Below are 23160 nucleotides of genomic sequence, written 5' to 3' on the forward strand. Positions count from 1 at the left end.
TCACCCGCGCTTCCGGCGGACCACGTCCTCGTAGGTCCGCCGGAGCGTCCGGGTGACGACGTCGATGGTGAAGTCCTCGTTGACCAGCTCCCAGGCGGCCTTGCCCGCCTGGGCGTTGGCCCCGGGCTCCAGCAGCTCCAGGATCGCCTGTGCGACCTTCCCGGCGTTGGCGTCGTCCTCGCCCACCCGGCTGTCGATGACCCGGCCGGCTCCGGCCCGCGCGACGTCCGGGCCGAGGCCGCAGGTGCGGGTGATGACCACCGGGGTGCCGACGGACATCGCTTCGAGGACCGAGACGCCCAGGGGTTCCTCGATCGACGGCAGGACGTACACATCGGCCTCACGGCCGGCGGCCAGCACCTCCTCGTGGCCCAGGGGTCCGACGTGGTCGAGCGAGTCCTGCACCCCCAGGCTGCGGGCCAGGCGCAGCGTGCCGGGGAGTGCGCCGGTGTCGGGCCCCGCCAGCACGAACCGCGCGTCCGGGTGGACCGCCAGGACCGCGGGCATCGCGGCCACGAAGTCCTCCGGACGCTTGCGCTCCTGGATCCGGGCGAGGAAGAGGACCGTCGGCGGGCGGGCCGGGTCGCGGGCGGGCTTGAACTCCTGCGGGCGCACGCCGTTGACCAGGCGCACGGTCCTGGTGAGGGCGACGGGCGCCGCGACGGCGTTCACGTCGAGGCGTTCGGCCTCGGTCAGGTGGAGCACCGCGTCCGCGCCGCGCAGGACCTTGCGCACCCCCAGCAGGTCGGTCAGCTGCGCCACCCGCTTCTCGGTGGGGTCGACCATGCCGTGCGTCTGGACGACGAGCGGGGTGCCCCCCGCGAGTGCGAGCAGCGCGGCGGGCAGAGTCACCAGGTCGCGCATCAGATGGACGTGGACGAGGTCGGCGCCGCGCATCATCCGGCGCGCGCTCCGCAGGAGGGCCGGCGAGGTGATGCCGCTGACCTCGAACATGGGCAGCGCGTGGCGGGCCTGGAAGAGGTGGACGGGCACCCCCTCCACCTCGTCCGGCAGCGGCCCCTCGAAGCCGTCGCCCAGGGCCATGATCCGGGCGTCGTCGCCCTCGGCGCGCTGGACCTTCGAAAGGTTCAGCGCCACTCGCGTCGGACCGCCGAAAGCATGGTCCGGGGTGTGCAGCGTGACGATGTGCAGGATCTTCACCAGGGTTCCCCTCGACCTCGGCCGGCTGTTCACAGACTAGTCATCACATCACCTCAAGTGGGCTGATTGGTTAAGGTGTTCACAGGCTCGTACGTTCACGGAGCGGGGGAACGATGACGTCCGTGCACGAGGCGGCACTGTCCGCAGGCGTTCGCCGGAGCCATCCGGTCGAGCCGCCCGCCAAGCCGATGTCCTGGGCGATGCTGTCGCGGGCGATGGCCGTGCCGCTCATCCTGGGCCTGGTCTGCTTCCTGCCCGCGCTGATCGCCGCCCAGCCCGGGACCGGGGCGCGGGACACGGGGTACTGGCTGCAGCTCGTGCTGACGTGCTACTCCGGCGCCCGGCTGGCGACCATGATCCTCTCCACCCGGCGGCGGCTGCTGCAGGGCGTCTTCTGGATGTTCGTGTACATCGCGATGGGGGTGGCGCCGTTCGCCCAGGCGGTCATCGGTCAGACGCCGACGCCGATGGTGGGGCCGCGGGCGGACCTGGTCACGGCGATCGCCCTGATCCTGGTGGGGTGTGCCGCCTTCGACCTGGGGGCCCTGCTCGCGTCCCGGCGTCCGCTGCGGCGGCGTTCCGCGGCGCGCGGGGGCGGCGGTCCCGCCACCGCGCATCCGGTCAGGCTGCGGCTGCTGGTGCTGATCGCGTTCGCGGCGAGCGGCTACTACGTGCTGAAGCTCGGCGGGCCCGCCGTGTTCTTCTCCAGCAGGCAGGAGATCAGCGCCTCGGTCGCGGAGAGCGGTGTCGCGAGCGGGGAGTCGAATGTGGGCTCGGCGTTCCTGAAGGGCTTCGGGACCGTCCCGGCCCTGTTGGCCCTCCTCTTCTACACCCGGCGGCTGGTGACCTCGCGCCGGGCCCGGCGCTCGCCGTCCACCGTCCTGGTGTGGATCGCGCTGGCAGCGGTCAACCTGGTCGTGAACAACCCGGTGTCCAATGCGCGTTACTGGTTCCTGACGGTCCTGGTCTCGCTGTTGTTCACCGCCTTCCCCAGCAGCGCGGCGATGTACCGCTCGGTGCTGGCCATGGGGGTGATCGGCGCCCTGGTGCTGTTCCCGTACGCGGACCGGTTCCGCTACGACGACTCCGGGTACCGGCCGGTGCAGTCGTCGTCGGTGTTCGAGCCGCTGGCCACCAAGGACTACGACCAGACGGTAATGTTCGCCAACACCATCTCCTGGGTGGACACCCGCGGCCATACGTACGGCCGGCAGTTGGCGGGCTCCGCGTTCTTCTTCGTGCCGCGGGCGGCGTGGAGCGGGAAGCCGGAGGACACCGGGGTGCGCGTGGGGCAATGGATGGGGATGAACATGACCAACCTCTCCGCGCCGCTGTGGACCGAGTTGTGGGTCGACTTCGGGATGCCGGGCATGATCGGGGGGCTCGCCCTGATCGGCTACGCGGCGGCGCGCACCGACCGCCGCTACGCCCGGGCGGTGACGCGGGACGGCCCGGGGCCCGGCAGCGTCCTGGCAATCGCGGCTCCGCTGATCGCGGGGTACACCTTCATCCTGCTCCGCGGCCCGCTCCTCCAAGCCGTCGGGAAGCTCGCCATCGCGGCGCTGTGCCTGGCGCTCGTCACGAGTTTCACGGACCGGAGCCCACGGCGGTCGCGCTGACCGGGGCGTGCCCCGGCCTGTCCCGGCGGGTGAGCCGGGCCACCCGGGTCCAGGTGGCGGCCGCCTTGCAGACGGAGCCGAGACACAGGCCCCAGGCGGCCCCCGGCACGCCGCCGAGGAGGTAGCCGCCGGTGAGAAAGGCGACGGAGGCCAGGGAGAACACCACCTGGATGCCGAGGGTGGTGCGGGGATCGAGCAGCCTGAGCGCCAGCAGCCCGCAGGTGCCGACGGCCATCGCCGTGTACTGGCTGCCGGTGGCGGGGAGCAGCGCGGCGGCCGTCGGCCAGGTGTCGCCGAGCAGGTGGCGGCCGACCGATGCGGGGAGCAGCGCGAGGACGCTCGCCCAGCCGGCGGCGGTGAGCGCCAGGAGGGCGGCCAGGGCGGCGGTGGCCCGTACCCTGAGCCGTTCGGTGGCGAGCCGCCCGAGGAGCGGCGGGCCGAAGCCGGTGGCCGAGGTGAACAGCACGTTCAGCGGGCCGAAGAGGGTGGTGGCGCCGCGCAGGGCGCCGACGAGGAGGGGGTTGCCGACCGCGCCGAGCCCCAGCACGGAGAGCTGGCTGGTCGCGTTGCCCACGCCGAACTCGATGACGAACCGCCGGCCGAGGTGTCCCTTCCTCAGCAGGGGTTTCAGCAGCACGGGGGCTCCGGCCGTCCTGCGGTGCAGCGCGGCCGCCGAGAGCAGGAGCGCGGGCAGGGCGGAGAGCCCCCAGACGATGACCAGCCGGGCCGCGGGGGTGCCCTGCGGTTGTGCGGCCAGCGCCCCGAGGACGCAGACCAGCCGGAGCGTGTCGGCGGCCAGCGCCATGTGCTGGGCGTGGAGGGTGGCGAAGGCGTAGCGGGCCGTGTCCTGGGCGAGGACGACGGGCAGCACGAGCCCGAGCATCGTCAGGGCGCGCGCCGTCCCGCCCGGCAGCACCGCGCAGACGGCGGCGAGCGGGCCCCCGACGGCGGACGCGACGAGGAGGGTGAAGCCGACCGCGGAGCGGCAGGCCCCGCGCGTCTCCTCGCTCGCGCCCCGGCGCAGCACCAAGGGCTGTCCCGTGTAGGCGCCGGACACCCCCAGCAGTACGGAGAAGACGAGGTAGACGGCGGAGAAGCGGGCGAAGTCGGCGACGGTGGACAGCCTGGCGGCCACGACCAGGACCAGGATGTTGGTGAGCGCCGCCACCCCCTGGTCCGCGACCGAGCAGAAGACGGCGGTGCGTGCCCTCACCTGTGGCCCGCGGTGCTGCTGTGGTCGTTGCCGCCGCGTCCGATGCCGCTCTCCAGGGTGCGCAGGCCGAGCGTCTCGGTGGGGTCGCCGGTGTGCCCGGAGACGTCCGCCCGGTCGGGGCCGTCCGCCTCCGCTCCGTCCTGTTCGTCCTGCGGGGGCGCCGTCCGGCCGTGTCCCCGGCGTCCGGCCGCCTTCCGGCGGGCCCGGCGCTCCAGGCGTCCGTAGCCGGGGTGGAGCAGGGTGCCGAGCACGGAGCCGCCCGCGGCGCCGATGATCTCGCGGATGCGTTCCAGGTCGCTGCGGTGCACCTCGCGCGGGTCGCAGACCACCACCACGCCCTCGACCCGGTCGATGAGCGCGACGGCGTCGGCGTACGAGAGGACGGGCGGGGCGAGCACGATGACCACGGCTCCCGGCCGGCCGCCCTCGGCGAGGATGCGGCTGACGGGCGCGGAGGTCAGGGCGCGCGGCACGTTGTCCGTACGGCGGCCCGCGACGAGCGTGAAGGCCCCCGATCCGGGCACGTCCACGTTGGTGCGGCTGTCCGAGGGCCAGCCGCGCCCGTCCCTTTCGCTGGCCCAGCTGGGCCGGCCGGCCCGGCCCACCGCTCCGAGGGACCCGGCCAGGGACGGGGCCCTGAGATCGGCCTCCACGAGCAGGACGTCGCGCCCCATCTCGGCGAAGGCGGCCGCGAGGTTGGCCGCCGCGGCCGTCGCCATGTCGTTGTCGCCGCGGGGCGCCGTGACGAGGATCCGGCGGCGTTCGGTGAACGAGGGGTCGTAGGCGAGGCGGAAGGCCACCGCCCGGTACTCCTCGGCGAGCCTGCTGCCGCCGCGTCCGATGGCGAGCAGGGTTCCGGCCGCGGCGCGTTCGCGGGGCAAAGTGCCGAGCAGCGGGGCGCCCAGCGAGCGGACGAGTTCCCTGGTGGAGCGGACTGCGGGGTCGAAGACGAGCCGTACCCAGGACAGCAGCAGGCCGAGCGCGAGTCCGACGACACCGCCGAGTCCGAGGAGCAGGGGCAGACTGGCGCCGCTGGGCTTCTCCGGGGCCACGGGCTTCTTGTTCAGATAGCCGGGTGTGGTGTCCAGGGCCCGCAACTCCGAGATCTTCTGGCTCAGTTCGGAGATGGAGACGATGAGGTTGGCCCGTGCGCTGGTGACGTCGTTGCCCACGGCGCCGGTCTCCTGCTCGGCCAGCCGGTCGCGCTGCTCGGTGAGCGGTTTCAGCTGGGCGCGGTATCCGTCGACCATGTTGTCGATGCTGTTCTCGGTGCGCTCGCGGCGAATCTCCAGGTAGGCCTCGGCCAGCGCCTGGGCTCGGGTCCTGGCCTGTTCGGGGGCGCTGCCGGTGTAGGAGAACCTGAGCACCAGCGTGTTGGGCGGGTTGGTGACCTGGAGCCCACGGAGCAGGGTGCCCACCTCCACCGCGTCGCCGGTCTTGGCCAGCGAGCCGGCGGCGACGGTGCCCACCGCGTCGCTGACGGCCGTCTGGCGCTCCGAGCCGATGTTGATGCCCTTGTCGGCGGAGGCGCCGGCGGCGAAGGGGTCCGAGGTGGCGGAGCGCACGGAGACCTCGCCCGTGGAGGTGTACGTGTCCTCGCCGCTCAGCGCGAGCCAGCCCGCGCCGAGGAGTCCGACGACGACGCCGCACGCGAGCAGGGAGCGGTAGCGCAGGAGCTGGCGGAACTGGTCGCGCAGCAACGCGGGTTCGTCCTGGTCCTCCAGAGCGCGGATCGGCTGGGTCATCGGCGGTGTGTCCCTTCGGCGTCCTGGAGGACCTCGGTGAGCAGTGCGTCGAAGCGGGCGAGGCCGGCTTCCCGGCTGAGATGGCGGGCCACGTACCGCGGCCCGTGGGCGCCGAGTTGGTCGGCGGCGGCGGGTTCCTCGACCAGCTTGCGGACCGCGGCGAGTACGGCGGCCGGGTCCTCCGGCGCGACGAGGAGACCGGCGCCCGAGCGCTGCACCTCCTGGGCGGTGCCGCCCCCGTCGGCCACGGAGGCGACGACGGGGCGGCCGGAGACGAAGTAGGAGGTGAGCTTGGAAGGGACGCTCATGTCGAGCACGGACGCGCGCTGGGTGACGGCGAGGACGTCGGCGGCGGCCAGGACGTCGGTGAACTCGTCCGGTCCGGCGGGCGGCAGGAAGTCCAGGTTGGGCAGGCCGGACGCACGGGCGAGCAGGGCGTCGCGCTGGTTGCCGTCCCCCATCAGGACGACGCGCACCTCAGGGGCCAGCCGCGCCGCGTCGACGAGGACCTCCAGTCCCTGCTTGAGTCCCATGTTTCCGGAGTGCAGGACCACGGGGGTGCCCTCCCGCCATCCGAGGCGGGCCCTTGTGGCGGCCCGGTCGGCCGAAGGGGGCTTCACATGGCTCCAGTTGGGGACCAGCCGGATGCGGTCCGGGTCCACCCCGTAGGCGGTGACCCGGGGGACGAAGCTCTCGTGGATGACGCCGACCAGAGTCGCGGCCGCGAGGGCGTACCGCTCGGCCCGCGAGGCCACGGCGGCCGCCCGCCCACCGCCCCGGATGCCGCTCTGGGCGGCGGCGGCGCCCATCAGGTCCTGGACGACGGGTATGTACGGGACGCCGTGGCGGCGGGCGAGCCGGGCGCCTATGACGCCGCCGGCGAGGCTCGGCAACTGGGCGATCACCGCGTCGGGCCGCAGCGCGGGCGGGGCCGCGAGGCCGTGCGCCAGCACGCTGGCCTCGAACGCGGCCCGGCGCAGGGCGCTCTGACGCGGCGGCACATAGTGCCGCCGGCGGTGCACGGTGACACCCGAGCGCTGCTCCTCGGTCCGCCACACACCCCGGTATGCCGCCTCGGTCCGCCAGGACGGGTAGTGCGGCATCCCGGTCAGCACGTGCGTGTCGGCCCCGGAGCGGGCCCAGTGCTCGGCGAGCTGGGCGGCGTACGGGCCGATGCCGGTCAGTTCGGGTGCGTAGTTCGTGGAGACCACCAGCAGACGGCGGCCGCCGAACGGCTCGTGGTGCTCTGTTCCTGGCATCGGACGCCCGCCTTCCCCCCGGAGCCACCTGTGTTCCCCCCAAGGAACAGCCCCAAAAGTGAGCTTATCCGTTCACGAGATGCGCAAGTGGTCTTCGCAGTAAGGTCATCGCACGATCACACCGATACCGATATCCCGCCGGACCGGATGCCATGTCCGGATACCTTCCGGTGGGACACGGGACATCACGTTCACACCGTGGGGGGAGAGAACGGATGGTACACAGGGTCGGCTACGCGCCGGGGGTTTACGACCTGTTCCACATAGGCCACCTCAACATCCTGCGACACGCCCGCAGTCAGTGCGACTACCTGGTCGCGGGCGTCGTCTCGGACGAGATGGCGGCACTCGCCAAGGGCCACAAGCCGGTCATTCCGCTGCCGGAGCGGCTGGAGATCGTGCGGAGCGTGCGGTACGTGGACGCGGCGTTCGTCGAGACCGTCCCCGACAAGGTCGAGACCTGGCAACAGGTCAGGTTCGACGTCATCTTCAAGGGGGACGACTGGCGCGACACGGAGAAGGGCAGGCGCCTGGAACGCGACTTCGCCGAAGTCGGCGTGGAGGTCGTGTACTTCCCGTACACGGTGCACACGTCCAGCACCCAGCTGCGCCGGGCGCTGGACACGATGGTCAGCCCGCCCGGAGCGCTCTCAGCTCCCTGAACCACTTGCCGAGGAACGCCACGAGGAACAGTGCGTGCACGACGGCGAGCACGGCGTATCCCGTCCGGAACGCCGTCTCGTCGCCGAGCAGCAGGAACACCAGGCAGAACACCCCGTAGTCGGCCGGCAGCAGGGCCACCGCCCGCAGCCGGGACACCGGCCCGGCCGGAGCGCCGGCCGCCGGCTGGGAACGGGCGGCCGCCTTCCCCAGCTGCTCCCGGAGCAGTCCGGCGCAGAAGGTGAGCACCGCGACGAACAGGAAGCCGAGCGGCAGGAGCAGCCAGCCGTCGGAGCCGAGAGCGAAGTAGCGGTGGAACGCGATCAGTACGACGCTGTGGACCAGGATCATCTTCGCGCAGTCGACGACGTGGTCGAGCCATTCGCCGTCCGGGCCGCCACCGCCGGTCAGCCGGGCGAGCTGCCCGTCGGCGGAGTCGAGGGCGAAGCCCACGGCGAGCCCCAGGTAGACCAGGACCGCCGGCCCCCAGCCGGGGCGGACGAGAGCCACCGAGGCCAGGGCGGCGAACGTGAACGCCGCGCTCACCAGCGTGACCTGATTGGGCGTCATTCCCAGGCGGTACGCGGCGGCCGCGAAGATCCGGCCGGCCGGCCGGTTCACGTACCGCGAGTAGAGCGACACCCCCTTGGCCGACTTCTGCGCCCCGCGCAGCTCACGCAGCACCGCAACCGTGCTTTCCATACGCCCCCCAGCGTGTCGCCGTTCCCACAGCTCCGGCGGCGTCTCGGACCGCACCGCCGGAGCCGCATCATGGCACGCCCGTCCCCCCGTGGGGGCGGGATCACCACGACCCGGACCGGTCCGGTCGCGGGGCGGCCCGCCGACGGCCCCGCCGGGCGGCGGCGGCCGGACGTGAGACGGCCCGCGGCGGGCCGTGTCAGGCGGTGGCGGTCCGGCACTCCGGGTGGCCCCAGCCCTGGTCGTTCTTGGCGATCATGTCCTTGGCCGCGTAGGGCCTGCCGCACTGGCACCGGCCGGCGAACTTGGCACGGATGGTCGCCCCGCCGGAACGGGGCGCGCTGCCCGCCTTCTTCGCCGCTCCCCCGGTCCGCCGCCCCTCGGTGGCGCGGGAGGGGGCGGGAACGGGCAGGTCGGCGGAGCCCTGAGAGGTGCCGGCCGCCCGCTGGGCCACGGCCGCCTCGCTGGCGGCCTGGTCGGCCAGCGCGTTCAGCGGGTCGCCGTCCACCTGGTGGGCCGGCACGTAGACGAAGTCCACGGCCCGTCCGGTCAGCAGGGAGTCGATGCGGGCCACCAGGTCGCGGTTGGCGACGGGCTTGCCGGCCGAGGTCTTCCAGCCGTTGCGCTTCCAGCCCGGCAGCCACTTGGTCACGGCGTTCATGGCGTACTGCGAGTCCATGCGGACCTCCAGCGCCACGGCCGGGTCGAGCGACTCCAGGAGTTCCTGCAGGGCCGTGAGCTCGGCGACGTTGTTGGTGGCGGTGCCCAGGGGCCCGGCCTCCCACCGCAGCGGCCTGCCGTCCGCGTCGGCCACCACATAGGCCCAGGCGGCCGGCCCCGGATTACCCTTCGACGCCCCGTCACACGCGGCGATCATGCGCTCGTTCATGCCCTCGATCATGCCAGCGTCGGGACGCCCGGATCACCCCGGTCACGGACCGGGGCCCCGAACCGGCGCGGTCCGGCCCCCGCACGCCCTCCACCTGGCGCTCTCACCGTACGTAGCGGTTCGGAATGCGATGCCCACGCTGCGCTGCTTCCCTGAGGGGGCCCGCTCTTCCCCACCGTCCGAAGGAGCGACGATGAGCGTTGCAGGAGAAACCGGCCGAGCCCAGCAGATGCGCGAGAAGGCCAGGCACATGACCGAGGCCGCCGAGCGCACCAGCGACCCGGAGCAGCGTCGCCGGCTCGAGGAGAAGGCCCGGAAGCTGCGGGAGCAGAGCGAGCAGCAGGCCGGCCGGGACGACAGCGGCCTGCCCCTGTAGCCACCGCGCGCACGCGCGAACGACGGCTGCCACCCTTCCATGAGGGGGTGGCAGCCTTCGGCGTGTGCGGGGCGCCGGCGGGCGCCGAGGGGACCTTGATCACCGGTGCCTACGATGGAGCCCCGCCGAGGACGCCGTCTCCTCGCCGCACGGAAGCGAGGAACCCGCATGAGCCGTCAGCCGGTCACCGTGGTCACCGGAGGCAGCCGGGGCATCGGCGCCGCGGTCTGTACGCGCCTGGCCGCCGACGGCCATCACATCGCCCTGGGCTACCGCTCCGACGCCGCAGCGGCCGAGGCGGTAGCCGCGGCCGTGCGGGAGACGGGCCGGCGCTGCGTCGCGGTGCGGGTGGACACGACCGAGGAGGCCGGGGTGGACCGGCTCTTCGAGACGGCGGCGGCGGAACTCGGACCGGTCACCGGCCTGGTCAACAACGCCGGGGTCAGCGGCCCGCTGGGCCCGCTCGCCGATGCCGACGCCGAAGGGCTCCGGCGCGCCCTGGACGTCAACGTCGTCGGCTATCTGCTCTGTGCGCGGCGCGCGGTGCGCGACATGGCCGGGTCGGGCGGCGGGGCCATCGTGAACATGTCGTCGGCCGCGGCCACGCTCGGAAGCCCGGGCGAGTACGTCCACTACGCCGCGGCCAAGGCAGCCGTGGACGCGATGACCATCGGCCTCTCCAAGGAGGTCGCGGCGGCCGGCATCCGTGTCAACGCCGTCGCTCCCGGCATCATCCGGACGGGCTTCCACGCGGATCCGGAACGCCCCGACAAGGCAGCCTCCGCGATCCCGCTGGGCCGGCCGGGGCAGCCCGAGGAGATCGCGGGCGCGGTCGCCTGGCTCCTCTCGGACGACGCCTCGTACGCCACCGGCGCGATCCTCCGGGTGGCGGGCGGCCGCTGACATCCGGCCGCGGTGCGGTGCGGTGCCCGGCGGGCCCGGGGCGAGGACGACGGGCTGTAGCGTGCAGCGGTGACCGGTCCCGGCGGGCTTCCGCTTCTCTTCCTCGATGTCGACGGCCCCCTCATCCCGTTCGGCCCGCGCGCCGGCGGGCACCCCGTCCACCCCGGAGGGCGGCACCCGTCGGCGGCGGCCGGAGGCAATCCGCTGCTCGACCGGATCGACCCGGCGCTCGGGCCCCGGCTCGCCGCGCTCGCGTGCGAGCCGGTCTGGGCGACGACATGGGGGGAAGAGGCGAACGCGGTCGTCGCGCCGCGACTCGGACTGCCCCACCTGCCGGTGGTCGCCTGGCCCGCGCCTTCCGAGCAGGAAGAGCGGGACGCACGGGCGGGTCTGCACTGGAAGACGCGCACGCTCGCCGGCTGGGCGGCGGGGCGCGCCTTCGCCTGGGTGGACGACGAGATCACCGAGCGGGACCGGCGCTGGGTGGCGGCCCACCATGCGGCGCCGGCGCTTCTCCACCGCGTCGATCCGTCGCTCGGCCTGACCGACGCCGGCCTGCGGCTGCTCGATGTCTGGCTGCGCACGGCCTGAGCGCTCCCCGCCCGGCTCACCCCGGTGCCGTGCCGCGTGCCAGCAGGAGTGCCACGTCCGCCGCCGCGACGGCGGCCGCCGCGGCGAGGGGCGCCTTGCGCCAGGCGCGGGCGAGCAGGAGTCCCGCGAGGGCGGCCGGCGCCGCGACGGCGAGTGCCGCCGCGCCCCAGGGCCCGGGCGGTCCCGCCGGGCCGAGCGCGAGGACCACGGAGGCGGCGACGAGGGGCAAGGGAAGCAGGAGGCCCGTGGTGACGGGGCCCAGGCGTTGCGGGAGCCCCCTGACGCCGTGGCGCAGATCGTCCTCGATGTCGGGCAGGACATCGCCGAGGTGGGCGGCCAGGCCCAGCAGCGCTCCGGCGGTCACCGTCCACCAGGCCGGCCCGGGGCGGCCGGGCAGGGTCAGCGCGGCCACGGCGGGCAGGGTGCCGAACCCGATGACGTACGGAAGCCAGGACAGCATGGTGGCCTTCAGCCTCAGGTTGTACGCCCAGGCGGCCGCCACGGCCGTCAGATGCAGCGCGCCCGCGAGCGGGCCGCAGGCCAGGGAGAGCGGAACGCAGAACAGGGCTGCGGCGAACGCCGCCGCCCAGACCGTCCCGCGGCTCACCGAACCGTCGGCCACGGGTTTGCCGGGGCGTCCGTCGGCCGCGTCCCGCCCGGCGTCGAAGGCGTCGTTGCACCAGCCGACGGACAGCTGACCGGTCAGCACGGCCGCGACGAGGAGGGCGCAGCCCCCGCGGTCGAGGCCGGCGCCCGCCCCGAGGCCGCCCGCGATCGCGGTCACCGCGGCCACCGGCCCCGGGTGGCAGGAGCGGGCCAGGGCCGTCGCGCGGCGGAGCGGCCACGCGGTGGGGGTGCAGGCGCGCGACGGATCCGGGGTGCCCATCACGTGATCGTAGAGACTCCGGACTCCGCGGACCTGACAGCCGCACGGGTTGTTTGCGGTGTTTTGTCCCTTGCGCGGGGCAGGGATGGGCCATGACGCCTGAGAAGCAGGGTCCGGGATGACCCGGATCGCAGCCGTGCACGGCACCCTGGCCCCGTACCGGCACACCCAGCGTGAGATCACCGACATGGTGGCCCGCACCTGCCTGCCGCCGGGGGCCGACCGGCGGGTCCTGGACCGGTTGCACGAGAACGCCCGGGTGCGCACCCGCAGCATGGTGCTGCCGCTGGAGCGCTACCGCGAACTGGGCGGATTCGGGGACGCCAACGACGTGTTCATCGAGGCGGCCGTGGACCTGGGCGCCGAGGCGCTGCGCGGTGCGCTGCGGACGGCGGGGCTGCGGCCCGCCGACGTGGACCTGCTGATGTTCACCTCGGTCACCGGCGTGGCCGCGCCGTCGGTGGACGCCCGCCTCGTGGGGCGCCTCGGCCTGCGCCCGGATGTGAAGCGGCTGCCGGTCTTCGGGCTCGGCTGCGTCGCCGGGGCGGCGGGCATCGCCCGCCTCCACGACTACCTGCTCGGCCGGCCCGACGACGTGGCGGTGCTGCTCTCGGTGGAGCTGTGTTCCCTCACCTTCCAGCGCGGCGACGCGTCGCCCGCCAATCTGGTGGCCACCGCCCTGTTCGGGGACGGCGCCGCCGCCGTGGTGGCGCTCGGCGCGGGCCGGGCTTCGCGGACGGGGCCCGAGGTCATCGCCACGCGCAGCCGCATGTACCCCGACACCGGGCACGTCATGGGCTGGGACATCGGCGACTCGGGCTTCAAGGTGGTGCTCGATCCGGGCGTCCCCGACGTCGTGCGCCGCCATCTGGCGGACGACGTGGGCGACTTCCTCGCGGAACACGGGCTCAAGCCGAAGGACGTGGCCCACTGGGTGTGCCACCCGGGCGGGCCCAAGGTCCTGGAGGCCGTCTCCGATGTCCTCTCGCTCCCCGACGGGGCGCTGGACGTCACCTGGCGTTCGCTGGCCGCCGTGGGGAACCTCTCCTCGTCCTCGGTCCTCCACGTCCTGCGGGACACCCTGGAGCAGCGCCGGCCCGAGCGGGGTTCTCCCGGGCTGCTGATGGCCATGGGCCCGGGTTTCTGCTGCGAACTGGTGCTGCTGCGCTGGTAGGTCGGAGGACACATGATCTGGTACACGGCACTGGTGCTGGCCGTGGCGGGCGAGCGCCTCGCCGAACTCGCCGTCGCCCTGCGTCACACGCGCTGGGCGCTGGCCAGGGGCGGAACCGAGTCGGGCCGCGGACACTATCCGGCCATGGTCGCCCTGCACACCGCGCTGCTCGCGGGGTGTCTGGCGGAGGCCGCACTGGCGGACCGGCCGTTCCTGCCGGTGCTCGGCTGGAGCATGGTGGCCGTGGTGCTGGCCGCGCAGGGTCTGCGCTGGTGGTGCATCCGGACGCTCGGACACCGGTGGAACACCCGCGTCATCGTGGTCCCGGGCATGGCGCTGGTGACGGGCGGCCCGTACCGCCTGCTGCGCCACCCCAACTACGTCGCCGTCGCGGCGGAGGGGATCGCGCTCCCCCTGGTCCACGGCGCATGGGTGACCGCGCTGCTCTTCACCGTGCTCAACGCGGCGCTCATGGCCGTACGGGTCAGGTGCGAGGAGGCGGCGCTCGCCTCCGCCGGGGGCGTGCCGGCGTGATCGACCTCCTGATCGCGGGCGGTGGCCCCGCCGGCCTCGCGGCAGCGATCCGGGCGGCTTCGCTCGGCATGGAGGCCGTCGTCGTCGAGCCCCGTACGGCCCCCGTCGACAAGGCGTGCGGCGAGGGCATCATGCCCAGCGGGATGGCGGCGCTGCGCGCCCTCGGCGTCGAGCCGGCCGGCCATCCGCTGCGCGGGATCCGCTACGTGGAGGGCGCCAGGAGCGCGGCGGCGGTGTTCCGCGGCGCGGCCGGGCTCGGCGTGCGGCGGACGGCCCTGCACACCGCGTTGCACGCGCGGGCGGTGGAGCTCGGGGTCCGGATCGTGCCGGGCAAGGTCGCGAAGGTCCGGCAGGACCATGACCGGGTCGGGGCCTGCGGTCTCACCGCCCGGTGGCTGATCGCCGCCGACGGGCTGCACTCCCCCGTCCGTCGTGGGCTCGGCCTGGACGGGCCCGGTGGCGGGGCGCGCCGTTACGGGCTGCGCCGGCACTACCGCGTCGCCCCGTGGACGGAGTACGTGGAGGTGCACTGGTCGCGGCACGGCGAGGCGTACGTGACGCCGCTCGCGAACGGCCTGGTGGGCGTGGCCGTGCTCAGCGGGGAGCGTCGTGCGTACGAGAGCCAGCTGGCGGCCTTCCCCGGCCTGGCCGCCCTGCTCCTCGGCCGGGAGGCGGGCCCCGTCCGCGGCGCAGGTCCGCTGCGCCAACGCGCCCGGGCTCAGCGGGCGGGGCGGGTACTCCTGGCCGGTGACGCCGCGGGCTACGTGGACGCGCTGACCGGCGAGGGGGTCGCACTCGCCGTGGCGACGGCCGGTGCGGCGGTGGACTCGCTCGCCGCGGGCCGCCCCGAGGACTACCCGGCCAGCTGGGCCCGGCTGACCCGGCGTCACCGTCTGCTCACCGCAGCCCTGTTGTCGGTGGCCCGGCGCCCCGCCACCGCACGGATGATCGTTCCCGCAGCGCATCGCGCCCCCGCCCTGTTCGGTGCGGCGGTGCGCGCCCTGCAGTAGGGCCGCCGTGGCGGATTCGCGCCGGTACGGGCCCCCGGTCCGGCGGGCGGCCGGTCCCACCCCAACATCACCTGACCAGCGGGAAGTTGCTGTGGCAGACTTCACTGCGGAGCGGTTTCACCTCATCTGCAACGGAGCACCCCATGACGGCAGGGACGTCCCAGCCCCCGATAGACACCAGCAGGCCGCAGTCGGCGCGCGTCTACGACGCGCTCCTCGGAGGCAAGGACAACTACCCTGTCGACCAGGCGGTCGCGGAACAGCTGCCCGCCGAGGCGAAGACCGGCGCCCGTCAGAACCGCGCGTTCATGAACCGCGCCACGGCATGGCTGGCCCGTGAGGGCCTCGACCAGTTCCTCGACATCGGCACCGGCATTCCGACCGCGCCGAACCTCCACCAGATCGCCCAGGAGATCAACCCGGCGTCGCGGGTGGTCTACTGCGACAACGACCCCATCGTCCTGCGGCACGCCGAGGCACTGCTGATCAGCCGGCCCGAGGGCGCCACCGACTACGTCCCGGCGGACGTGCGCGAACCGGACGTCATCATCGGGGCCGCCCGCAAGGTCCTGGACTTCCGGCGCCCCGTGGCCCTTTCGATGCTCGGGCTGCTGCACTTCCTGCCCGACGACGTGGATCCCGTCGGCATCGTCCGCACCCTGACAGCCGCCATGGCCCCGGGCAGCTATGTGGTGCTGTCCCAGGGCGCGTCCGACGTCAACCCGGAGCGGGGGCAGCAGGGGGCCGACGAGTACGACAAGGGCGGCATCCGGCTGGCGCTGCGCACCCGCGCCGAGTTCGCGCTGTTCCTCGACGGGCTCGACGTCGTCGAGCCCGGGCTGGTGACGGCCCCGGAGTGGTTCCGCGACTCGCCCGCGCCGGAGCCCGAGCACAGCGGACTGTACGTGGCCGTGGCCCGCGTACCGTAAGGAACACCCGCGTCCACGCACCCGTGAGAACAACGGCCGCACGTACCCGTGAGAACCACAGCAGAAGGGGTCCGCGATGGATTCGGCTCAGCAGCCCACCGCCGCTTCGGTGTTCGACGCTCTCGGCGCGGAGTACGAGCGGGCGTTCGGCGGTTCGGACGCACACCGGGCCTCGTTGGAACTGCTGCTGGAGCGGCTCGCTCCGGGCAGCCGGGTGCTGGACATCGGCAGCGGCACGGGGCGGCCGACCGCGCGGACCCTGACCGACGCCGGCCACGAGGTGTTCGGCGTCGATGTCTCCCCCGTCATGGTGGATCTCGCCTCCCGGCAGGTTCCCGGAGCCCAGTTCCGCTGCGCCGACATCCGCGAACTGACGCTGGATGAGGCGAGCTTCGACGCGGTCTGCGTGTACTTCTCACTCCTGCAGCTGTCCCGCGCGGACCAGCAGGACGTCCTGCGGCTGGCCGCGCGGGTCCTCCGGCCCGGCGGCCATCTGGCTGTGGCCACGGTGCCGTTGGACGTGGAAGGGGTGAGCGGCGTGTTCATGGGCCAACCGGTGCGGGTGACCAGCTTCGGCGCGGAGGCGTTCACGGCGGCGGTGGCGGCGGCCGGATTCACGGTCCTCGCGCAGGAGAGCACCTTGTTCACCCCGGACCATCCGGCGGCCGTGCCCGAACCTCACCTGTTCCTGCTGGCGCGGCGGACCTGACGGAGCGGCGCCCCACAGGGCGCCGCGGACGGACCCGGAAAACATCTCGGCGAACGTGTCACGTTTCCCCGTCGGGGCGTTTCAGTGCAGTGCCGGAGCGGCCACCGAGGCCGGCGACACCCCACCGGCACCGCCTGATGAGGAGCTTCCACCATGTCCGTCGCCCACATCGTCGTCACGATCGTCGCCGCCGCCATGGCCGGTTACTCGGCCGCCGCTCTTCTCTTCCGGGCCCAGTGGGTCGTCCAGGCCCTCGACGACTACAGCGTCCCCCGCTCCTGGTGGACATGGCTCGGCGCGGCGAAGGCCGCCGGGGCCGTGGGCCTGGTCGCCGGGCTGTTCGTACCGGCGGTCGGGATCGCCGCCGGCGTGGGCCTGGTGCTCTACTTCGCCGGGGCCGTCGTCACGGTGATCCGGGCCCGCTGGTACACGCACATCCCCTACCCGCTGGTGTACGCGGCGCCGGTCGTGGGGGCGATGGTGCTGGGGCTCGCGGCCTGATCGCGCCGCCTGATGCGCGTCCTGTCCGTACGGCCGTCGCACCTGCCCGGGGCCCGGGAGGGCGGGGCAGGTGCAGGGCCGGGTCGCGTGCGCCGAGATGCCGAACCAGGCACCAGGACATACCGTCCATGTGGCGCGGACCGCACATCGGGAGGTGCTGATGCGGAACACGAAGCGCGCTCGGTGCCGTACCTCCCCCGCTTTCCCTCCGGAGGCGGCGGGCCGGCGAGCCGCGCGGAGGTTCACCCGCACGGCGTCCCTGTACGCGTCGGCCGCCGTGCTCACCGCCTCTCTCACACTCACCGTGCCGCCGCCCTCGTACGCCGGCACTCCCGCCTCGCCGTCGGCAGCCGGCCGCGAGGCGGCGCCGGAGGGGTGCGGCCAGGGGCCGGAATCCTGCCACGGCGGCGTGCGGTGGCTCTACCGGTACGGCTACTCCCTGGGACTGCACCCCTTCACCGGCCCGGACGACGTGCGCAGGCAGCTCACCGACAACTTCTGGCTGTTCCCGGTGAGCGGCGCGTGTCCGGACCGGATCCGGCCGGCCGACGAGTGCGACCTCCTGGGCGAGAACCCCGTCCGGGTCGAGGCCGTCGGCGCCACCGACCTGCAGATCGAGACCCTGCGCGGCCACACCCTGGGAGAGGCCCTGCACATCCGTTTCGCGTTCAGCCGCACCCTCGGGTTCCACTACCTGGTCGTCAGCGCCTGGCAGGACCGGCCGACCCGTTGCACGGAGAGCGTCCCCTGCACGGTCGCGAGCCGTGCGGGCGCCTGGGCGCTGTGGAAGGTGCTGTCCGGAACGCTGGCGCTCAGCGCGTACGCCGCCTGAACGCCCGGGCGACCGTTCGCCCCGCGCTAATGCCCGCCGACGCCGTCCGCCGCCGCGTCCAGAGCGGCCGTGAGACGGTCGAGGCGGCCCCTCAGCTCGGTGATCTCCTCCAGGTCGAAGCCCGTCGCGGCGGCGATCCGGCGGGGCACGAGCAGGGCCTGCTCGCGCAGAGCCGCGCCCTCCTCCGTGAGGTGCGCGTGCACCGACCGCTCGTCGCGGGCGCTCCGCTCGCGCCGCACCAGGCCCGCCGCCTCCAGTCGCTTCAGCAGGGGCGACAGCGTGCCGGAGTCCAGCCGCAGGTGCTGTCCCAGCGCCTTCACCGGCAGCTCGCCGTGCTCCCAGAGCACCAGCATCACGAGGTACTGGGGGTAGGTGAGCCCGAGGTCCTTGAGGAGCACCCGGTACACGCTGCCGAAGGCGCGCGAGGCGGCGTTCAGGGAGAAGCAGATCTGCTGGTCGAGACGGAGGTAGTCGGCCTCCTGCGGAGCCTGACGGGCGGCGCTGGGCGTGGCGGTCATGTTCTCCAGCATAGCGCTGGGCTCGATTTGATTGTGCACAATTCAATTGTGTGATTCACTTGAGCGGAGCGGCCGGACACCGCCGCCGAACAGAGCTTCGAGAGGAACGGTTTCCATGGAATCGATCTACACCGCCGTCGCCACCGCCACCCACGGCCGTGACGGCCGCGCCGTCAGCTCCGACGGCAAGCTGGACCTTCAGCTGGCCATCCCCGTGGAGATGGGCGGAAACGGCCAGGGCACGAACCCCGAGCAGCTGTTCGCCGCCGGGTACGCCGCGTGCTTCGCGAGCGCTCTGGGCCTCGTGGGCCGTCAGGCCAAGGTCGACGTCACCGACGCCGCCGTGACGGGCGAGGTCGGCATCGGCAAGCAGGGCGAGGGCTTCGGCCTCGCCGTCACCCTGCGCGTGGAACTGCCCGAGTCCGTCGACGAGGCGACCGGCCGCAAGCTGGTCGAGCAGGCCCACCAGGTCTGCCCGTACTCGAACGCCACCCGCGGCAACATCCAGGTCGATCTCGTCATCGAGTGACCGAGTGGTCGGACAGGTGCATGGCCGAACGGCCGGGCAGCGGGTGCGGGCGGCGACGGACGAGTCGCCGCCCGTCGCCGTGACGGGGCGCGCCTCAGGCGTGGAAGCCGTTGCAGACGACGGAGCTGTAGTCCGACGGGCCGCCCTCGACGTGGTAGATCACGACGGTCCAGTCGCCCCGGTCGTCGCCCACCGGGAGCGCGGCCACGCTGCCGTCCTTGAAGTGGCCCCGGAAGTCGTCGGGGTACCTGAGCCTGAGGGTTCCGCCCGAAGACCACCGCCCGTACAGGTCGACCGGTTTGCTGGTGAAGCCGATGCCCTTGCCGACGGACCTGAGCGGCCGGCCGGTGGCGCGGTCCGTCTCGTGCGGCGGGCGCACCCCGACGGAGACGTAGTAGGGCGCGGGCCGCTTGCCCTTCCCCACGTTCTCGGGCCGCAGCGACACCGTGGCCGTGTCGGAGCCCGTGGTGTGCGAGACGGAGGAGAACAGGCCATCCGGCGGTGAGTCCTCCGGAGGGCTGTCGGCATCGCAGGAGCCGCTGCGCAGGGCGGCCTGCTCCGGGTCCGGCGACAGGGTCCAGCGGTCGTGCGAGACGCGGTCGTTCAGCAGGTGGCCGGGTGGCCCGGCTGCCCGGCTCCCGCCGTCCGGGCTCTTCCCCTCCGGCCCCCCGCCCGCGGACCGGGAGGCGGCGGGCCGCCCGGACAGCGTGGTCCCGGGCGTGGCCGTGGCGTCGCCCCTGCCGCCCGAGTGCGGGAGCAGCCAGACCGTCAGCGGCGCGGCGAGCGCCACCGCGCACACGGCGAGCCACGTGGTACCCCTCGGGCCGCGGCCCGAGGGGCGCTGCCGTTCCGGGCCGCCGTTCGGCGTCGTGGTGCCGGGGGGCCGGACGGACGCGGCCGCATGCCACCGCCCGGCCGGCTCCGCGGCCTGTCCGTCATCCTGCGCCTCACCCCCGGTGCCGGCGGCCGTCGCCGCGACGGGCACGGTGGCCGGTTCCCGTCGCGGCCCCGGGCCGGGACGGGTGTGCGACGGGGCCGCCGACGTGTTCTGCGGTACGGGCACGGGGTCGGCCGCCCGCGCCACCACGCGGTAGTGGGGGTCGGACGCCAGCGGGGAGTCCACCGCGCATCCGGCGATCACGGTGGCGAGGCCGGGCCGGTCGGCCGGGTCCTTGGCGACGCACGCGCGGATCAGTGCGGCCGCCGCCGGCCGCACGCCCTCCAGGTCGATGTCCTCGTACACGGTCCGGAAGTTCACGGCCGCCGCGTCGCCCCCACCGTACGGAGGCCGGCCCGTCACGGTGTAGGCGAGGGTCGCGCCCAGCGCGAAGACGTCCGCCGCCGGTCCCGCCTCGTTGCGCAGCAGCACCTCGGGGGCCGTGAAACCGGGCGTCCCGGACGCCAGCCCCTCCTGCGTGAGGATCGTCTGTTCCAGCCCTCGCGCGATCCCGAAGTCGATGAGCTGCGGCCCCTGCGGCGAGAGGATGACGTTGTGCGGCTTCAGGTCCCGGTGCGTGATTCCGTGGACGTGGACGGCGGCCAGGCCCTCGGCGAGTGCGGCGAGCAGGCGCAGCGCGCTGTCCGGGGGAAAGGGGCCGCCCGCGCCCACGGCGGCGCGCAGGGTGGGTCCGGCGACGTACTCGGTGGCCAGCCAGTAGGGGGACGAGTCGAGCGAGGCCTCGATCAGCTGGGCCGTGTACGCGTTGCGTACCGCCTCGACGGTCGCGGCCTCCCGCCGGAAGCGGGCCAGGGCGTCGGGGTGCTCGCTGATCTCGTCGCGGATGACCTTCACCGCCACCAGCCGTCCGCCCGGAGACCGGCCGAGATACACCTGCCCCATGCCTCCCGCCCCGAGGCGGGCGAGCAGTTGGTAGGCGCCTATGCGCGCGGGGTCCTGGGGCCGCAGTGCATCCACGGCCCGACTGTGCCACATCCGCCAGCGCGGCGGAGGGCCGGACCCCAACTCGCGTCCTCGGGGAGGGCGATGACCTCGCCGGCCGGGTCGTGGGCGGCGCCGGACACCGGCCGGGACCCCCGCGCCGGACCGGTGTCTCAGTCCGGGAGCGAGAGCCCCCTGGAGACGCGGATGGAGGAGGCCAGCAGCCCCTCGCGGACCTGGTCGGACCGGTACATCCGGTCCGAGCGGAAGGAGATCCCGAGCGAGCCGACCTGATCGCCGCTGTACACGGGGACCGCCACGCAGGTGGTGCCCCGGATGTACTCCTCGCGGTCCATGACCAGCGGAGCCGCCGAGGCGTCCAGCTGCCGGATCAGTTCCTCCCGCCGCGTGATGGTCCTCGGGGTGAGTCCGTCCAGGGAGTGCCGGGACAGGTAGTCGGCCCGCGCCTCCTGGTCCAGTTCCCTCAGCACGCTCTTGCCCAGGGCGGTCGCGTGCCCGGCGTCCTCGAAGCCCACCCAGAGGTCCACCCGCGGGGTCCTGGCGCTGTCGACGATCTCCAGGACCCGGATCTCTCCCTCCTCGTACAGAGTCAGGTAGACGGCGGCCGACAGATCGTTCCGCAGGGAGGCGAGAGCGGGGCGGACGCGCTCGATCAGGGCGTGCCCGGTGTGGGCGGCGGCGCCCGGCGCGGCGCCGCTGTCGGCGAGGACGTACGTACCGTCGTCCAGCTCCGTCACGAACCCGTCCCGGGCCAGCCCGGGCAGCATCTCGCTCACCGTGACCGGAGGAAGCCCCGCTTCCCGGGCCAGCTGGTGCGCGGTGGCCCCGCTCCCGTGCGCCCCGACGGCCTCCAGCAGGCGGAGGGCGTGTCGGACGGCCGCGACGGGACCGGGTCCGGCTTGGTCGGCCATGCCCCCAAGCATCGCCCCAGGACCCGGGACCGGCAACGCGTCCCGGCAGCGAAGGGGCTGCGGCCCGGTCGTCGACCGCTCAGGCGTCGCCCTGCCCGGCGAGGGAACGGGGCCGCAGATCGGTCCAGTGGGTCTCCACGAAGTCCAGGCACGCCTCCCGGGTGTTCTCGTCGAAGGCGATCGTCCAGCCTCCGGGCACCTGCGCGAAGGACGGCCACAGCGAGTGCTGGCCCTCACCGTTCACCAGGACCAGGAACCGGCCGTCGGGGTCGTCGAACGGGTTGGTGCTCATGGGTCAGTACCTCCTCGGGTCCGACGGGCCGGTGGCGGCCGCGCCGAGCGTGTGCCTCTGCCCGCCGGGGCGGCCGGCGCGCCTCCCGGAGAGCTCGTTCACAGGGTGGTCAGGGGGAGAGAAAGAGAGTCCAACTTAGGTTAGGCTCCCCTAATTGTCAGGAGCTTAGCCCTTCTCCCTTCCCTCCCACAAGGAGACGTTCATGCCCCCGGTGACCGAACGGATCCGTACCGAGAACGACTTCGCCGCGTTCGGACTGGGCGGCGCGCCCGGCTCGGACGGGTTCTGGGCGTCGGCGCGGACGCCCGCGTCGGTCCCCGCCGGCGACGGCGGCTGGACGACCCTGTTCCTCTGGCGGGGCTCCCCGGCGAGCATCGTCTTCGAGAGCTGTCCGGAGCCGGTCCCCCTGCGCCGGTGGCGCGACACCGACTGCTGGTACGCCGCGGTGCCCCTGCCCGGACGGCTGCGGGCGACCTACCAGTTCCTGGTGGGCGACGCCGCGTGCGCCGACCCGTTCAACCCGGTCGGGGCCGGCATGGACCGTTCCCTCGCCGCGACCCCTGACGCCCCCGCCCAGCCGCACTGGCCCGTCGTCGGCCCGGACGACGTCCTGCCCCTCCCGCGCACCCGGCTCCGCTGGGACAGCGCACGGCTCGGCGGCCGGCGCACGGTGCGCGTCCACCCGGCGGGAGGCGGCGGGCCGGTGGTCCTGCTGCTGGACGGGGACGACTGGCTGTATCTGCATCCGGCCATGACCGCGTTCGACGCGGCCGTCGCGGCGGGCGCCGTGGAGCCCGTCACCCTCGTCTTCCTTCCGGCCAAGGACCGGGCTGCCGAGTTCGCGGCCGGATCGGAGCTGTGGGAGGCGGTCCGGGACGAACTGCTGCCACTGGTCGCGGGGTCGGGGGTGACCGCGGATACGGACCGGCTGGTGGCCGTCGGGCAGAGCCTCGGCGGGCTGAGCGCAGTGACCGCGGCCCTGGACTTCCCCGAGCTGGTGTCCCGGGTCGCCTGTCAGTCCGGCTCGTTCTGGTGGACGCCGGACGCACCGGACGGGGCCGATCCCCTGAGCGGCCCGGTCGGCGGCTCCGTGGCCGCGCGCCTGCGGGAGCAGCCCGATCTGACCGGTCTGCGGGTCGCCTTCGATGTGGGGGAACACGAGCCGAGGATGCTGCCCCACTGCGCACGCGTGGAGGCCCTGACGGAACGGGCCGGCGCGACGGTGCGGGTGTCACGGTCGGCGTCCGGCCACGACCGGGCGGGCTGGCGGCACGCCCTGCTCAGAGATGTGGCCTGGGCACTCGGCTAGGGAGTGTCGTC

At 73.9% G+C, this 23160-nt stretch carries 25 protein-coding genes; 14 read left to right on the forward strand and 11 right to left on the reverse strand.

Annotated features, from left to right (window positions below; translation table 11 throughout):
* Positions 1–1161, reverse strand: a complete 1161-nt coding sequence (locus tag E6R60_RS15845) for a glycosyltransferase (RefSeq protein ID WP_136327196.1) — start codon at positions 1159–1161, stop codon at positions 1–3.
* Between the two features lie 113 nt (positions 1162–1274).
* Between E6R60_RS15845 and E6R60_RS15850 the strand changes: the two genes are divergently transcribed.
* The gene (locus E6R60_RS15850; RefSeq protein WP_206309431.1) at positions 1275–2780 is read left to right on the forward strand and encodes a hypothetical protein; all 1506 of its coding nucleotides are present in this window, start codon (positions 1275–1277) and stop codon (positions 2778–2780) included.
* On the opposite strand, the gene E6R60_RS15855 is transcribed toward E6R60_RS15850, so the two are convergent.
* The 3 genes from E6R60_RS15855 to E6R60_RS15865 are packed head-to-tail and all read right to left on the reverse strand — an operon-like array spanning position 2749 to position 6997.
* Positions 2749–3993, reverse strand: a complete 1245-nt coding sequence (locus E6R60_RS15855; RefSeq protein ID WP_136327197.1) for a hypothetical protein — start codon at positions 3991–3993, stop codon at positions 2749–2751. The two genes, E6R60_RS15850 and E6R60_RS15855, sit on opposite strands and share 32 nt — an antisense overlap.
* Positions 3990–5738: a lipopolysaccharide biosynthesis protein gene (locus tag E6R60_RS15860; RefSeq protein ID WP_136327198.1), complete on the reverse strand. Its 1749-nt coding sequence runs from the start codon at positions 5736–5738 to the stop codon at positions 3990–3992. Before E6R60_RS15860 ends, E6R60_RS15855 begins: the two co-directional genes overlap by 4 nt.
* Positions 5735–6997, reverse strand: a complete 1263-nt coding sequence (locus tag E6R60_RS15865) for a glycosyltransferase (protein ID WP_136327199.1) — start codon at positions 6995–6997, stop codon at positions 5735–5737. The genes E6R60_RS15860 and E6R60_RS15865 overlap by 4 nt, the downstream gene beginning before the upstream one ends.
* A 215-nt stretch (positions 6998–7212) precedes the next feature.
* On the opposite strand from E6R60_RS15865, the gene E6R60_RS15870 reads away from it, so the two are divergent.
* Positions 7213–7659, forward strand: a complete 447-nt coding sequence (locus E6R60_RS15870; protein ID WP_136327200.1) for an adenylyltransferase/cytidyltransferase family protein — start codon at positions 7213–7215, stop codon at positions 7657–7659.
* Here E6R60_RS15870 and E6R60_RS15875 read toward each other — a convergent pair.
* Positions 7628–8359 carry a CDP-alcohol phosphatidyltransferase family protein gene (locus tag E6R60_RS15875; RefSeq protein ID WP_136327201.1) on the reverse strand — a complete coding sequence of 244 codons (732 nt, stop codon included), beginning with the start codon at positions 8357–8359 and terminating at the stop codon, positions 7628–7630. The genes E6R60_RS15870 and E6R60_RS15875 overlap by 32 nt on opposite strands.
* Before the next feature lie 196 nt (positions 8360–8555).
* A complete protein-coding gene (locus tag E6R60_RS15880; RefSeq protein ID WP_136327202.1) occupies positions 8556–9245 on the reverse strand; it encodes a ribonuclease H in 690 nt (229 codons plus the stop codon).
* Positions 9246–9438: 193 nt separating this feature from the next.
* On the opposite strand from E6R60_RS15880, the gene E6R60_RS15885 reads away from it, so the two are divergent.
* The 3 genes from E6R60_RS15885 (at position 9439) to E6R60_RS15895 (ending at position 11115) form a co-directional block, all read left to right on the forward strand.
* Positions 9439–9621 (forward strand): DUF6381 family protein, encoded by a 183-nt coding sequence (locus E6R60_RS15885; RefSeq protein ID WP_136327203.1) that lies wholly within the window; start codon positions 9439–9441, stop codon positions 9619–9621.
* 168 nt (positions 9622–9789) lie between these two features.
* The gene (locus tag E6R60_RS15890; protein WP_136327204.1) at positions 9790–10524 is read left to right on the forward strand and encodes an SDR family oxidoreductase; all 735 of its coding nucleotides are present in this window, start codon (positions 9790–9792) and stop codon (positions 10522–10524) included.
* Between the two features lie 69 nt (positions 10525–10593).
* Positions 10594–11115 (forward strand): HAD domain-containing protein, encoded by a 522-nt coding sequence (locus E6R60_RS15895; protein WP_136327205.1) that lies wholly within the window; start codon positions 10594–10596, stop codon positions 11113–11115.
* Between the two features lie 16 nt (positions 11116–11131).
* On the opposite strand, the gene E6R60_RS15900 is transcribed toward E6R60_RS15895, so the two are convergent.
* A complete protein-coding gene (locus E6R60_RS15900) occupies positions 11132–12001 on the reverse strand; it encodes a UbiA family prenyltransferase (RefSeq protein WP_136327206.1) in 870 nt (289 codons plus the stop codon).
* A 118-nt stretch (positions 12002–12119) separates the two neighbouring features.
* Between E6R60_RS15900 and E6R60_RS15905 the strand changes: the two genes are divergently transcribed.
* From E6R60_RS15905 to E6R60_RS37440, 7 genes are all read left to right on the forward strand, one after another.
* Positions 12120–13175 (forward strand): 3-oxoacyl-[acyl-carrier-protein] synthase III C-terminal domain-containing protein, encoded by a 1056-nt coding sequence (locus tag E6R60_RS15905; protein WP_136327207.1) that lies wholly within the window; start codon positions 12120–12122, stop codon positions 13173–13175.
* A 12-nt stretch (positions 13176–13187) separates the two neighbouring features.
* A complete protein-coding gene (locus tag E6R60_RS15910; protein ID WP_136327208.1) occupies positions 13188–13709 on the forward strand; it encodes an isoprenylcysteine carboxyl methyltransferase family protein in 522 nt (173 codons plus the stop codon).
* Positions 13706–14719, forward strand: coding sequence for an FAD-dependent monooxygenase (locus E6R60_RS15915; RefSeq protein ID WP_136327209.1), 1014 nt, complete (start codon positions 13706–13708; stop codon positions 14717–14719). Before E6R60_RS15910 ends, E6R60_RS15915 begins: the two co-directional genes overlap by 4 nt.
* 143 nt (positions 14720–14862) lie before the next feature.
* The gene (locus E6R60_RS15920; protein WP_136327210.1) at positions 14863–15648 is read left to right on the forward strand and encodes an SAM-dependent methyltransferase; all 786 of its coding nucleotides are present in this window, start codon (positions 14863–14865) and stop codon (positions 15646–15648) included.
* Between the two features lie 76 nt (positions 15649–15724).
* Positions 15725–16357 carry a class I SAM-dependent methyltransferase gene (locus E6R60_RS15925; protein ID WP_168713619.1) on the forward strand — a complete coding sequence of 211 codons (633 nt, stop codon included), beginning with the start codon at positions 15725–15727 and terminating at the stop codon, positions 16355–16357.
* A 153-nt stretch (positions 16358–16510) separates the two neighbouring features.
* The gene (locus E6R60_RS15930; protein ID WP_136327211.1) at positions 16511–16858 is read left to right on the forward strand and encodes a DoxX family protein; all 348 of its coding nucleotides are present in this window, start codon (positions 16511–16513) and stop codon (positions 16856–16858) included.
* 160 nt (positions 16859–17018) lie between these two features.
* Complete coding sequence (locus E6R60_RS37440) at positions 17019–17690, forward strand: hypothetical protein (RefSeq protein ID WP_240802584.1); 672 nt, start codon at positions 17019–17021, stop codon at positions 17688–17690.
* A gap of 26 nt (positions 17691–17716) precedes the next feature.
* On the opposite strand, the gene E6R60_RS15940 is transcribed toward E6R60_RS37440, so the two are convergent.
* Positions 17717–18208 (reverse strand): MarR family transcriptional regulator, encoded by a 492-nt coding sequence (locus E6R60_RS15940; protein ID WP_136327212.1) that lies wholly within the window; start codon positions 18206–18208, stop codon positions 17717–17719.
* A gap of 115 nt (positions 18209–18323) precedes the next feature.
* On the opposite strand from E6R60_RS15940, the gene E6R60_RS15945 reads away from it, so the two are divergent.
* Entirely contained in the window at positions 18324–18737 is a 414-nt protein-coding gene (locus tag E6R60_RS15945) for an organic hydroperoxide resistance protein (RefSeq protein WP_136327213.1), read from the forward strand.
* A gap of 94 nt (positions 18738–18831) precedes the next feature.
* On the opposite strand, the gene E6R60_RS15950 is transcribed toward E6R60_RS15945, so the two are convergent.
* From E6R60_RS15950 to E6R60_RS15960, 3 genes are all read right to left on the reverse strand, one after another.
* Positions 18832–20652 (reverse strand): serine/threonine-protein kinase, encoded by a 1821-nt coding sequence (locus E6R60_RS15950; protein ID WP_240802585.1) that lies wholly within the window; start codon positions 20650–20652, stop codon positions 18832–18834.
* Between the two features lie 137 nt (positions 20653–20789).
* Positions 20790–21548, reverse strand: coding sequence for an IclR family transcriptional regulator C-terminal domain-containing protein (locus tag E6R60_RS15955; RefSeq protein WP_206309432.1), 759 nt, complete (start codon positions 21546–21548; stop codon positions 20790–20792).
* Between the two features lie 79 nt (positions 21549–21627).
* Positions 21628–21840, reverse strand: coding sequence for an MbtH family protein (locus E6R60_RS15960; protein ID WP_136327216.1), 213 nt, complete (start codon positions 21838–21840; stop codon positions 21628–21630).
* 202 nt (positions 21841–22042) lie between these two features.
* Between E6R60_RS15960 and E6R60_RS15965 the strand changes: the two genes are divergently transcribed.
* Complete coding sequence (locus tag E6R60_RS15965; RefSeq protein WP_136327217.1) at positions 22043–23149, forward strand: alpha/beta hydrolase-fold protein; 1107 nt, start codon at positions 22043–22045, stop codon at positions 23147–23149.
* The last annotated feature ends 11 nt before the right edge of the window (positions 23150–23160 follow it).

The organism is Streptomyces sp. A0642, assembly GCF_004795105.1.
Classification (GTDB): Bacteria; Actinomycetota; Actinomycetes; order Streptomycetales; family Streptomycetaceae; genus Streptomyces.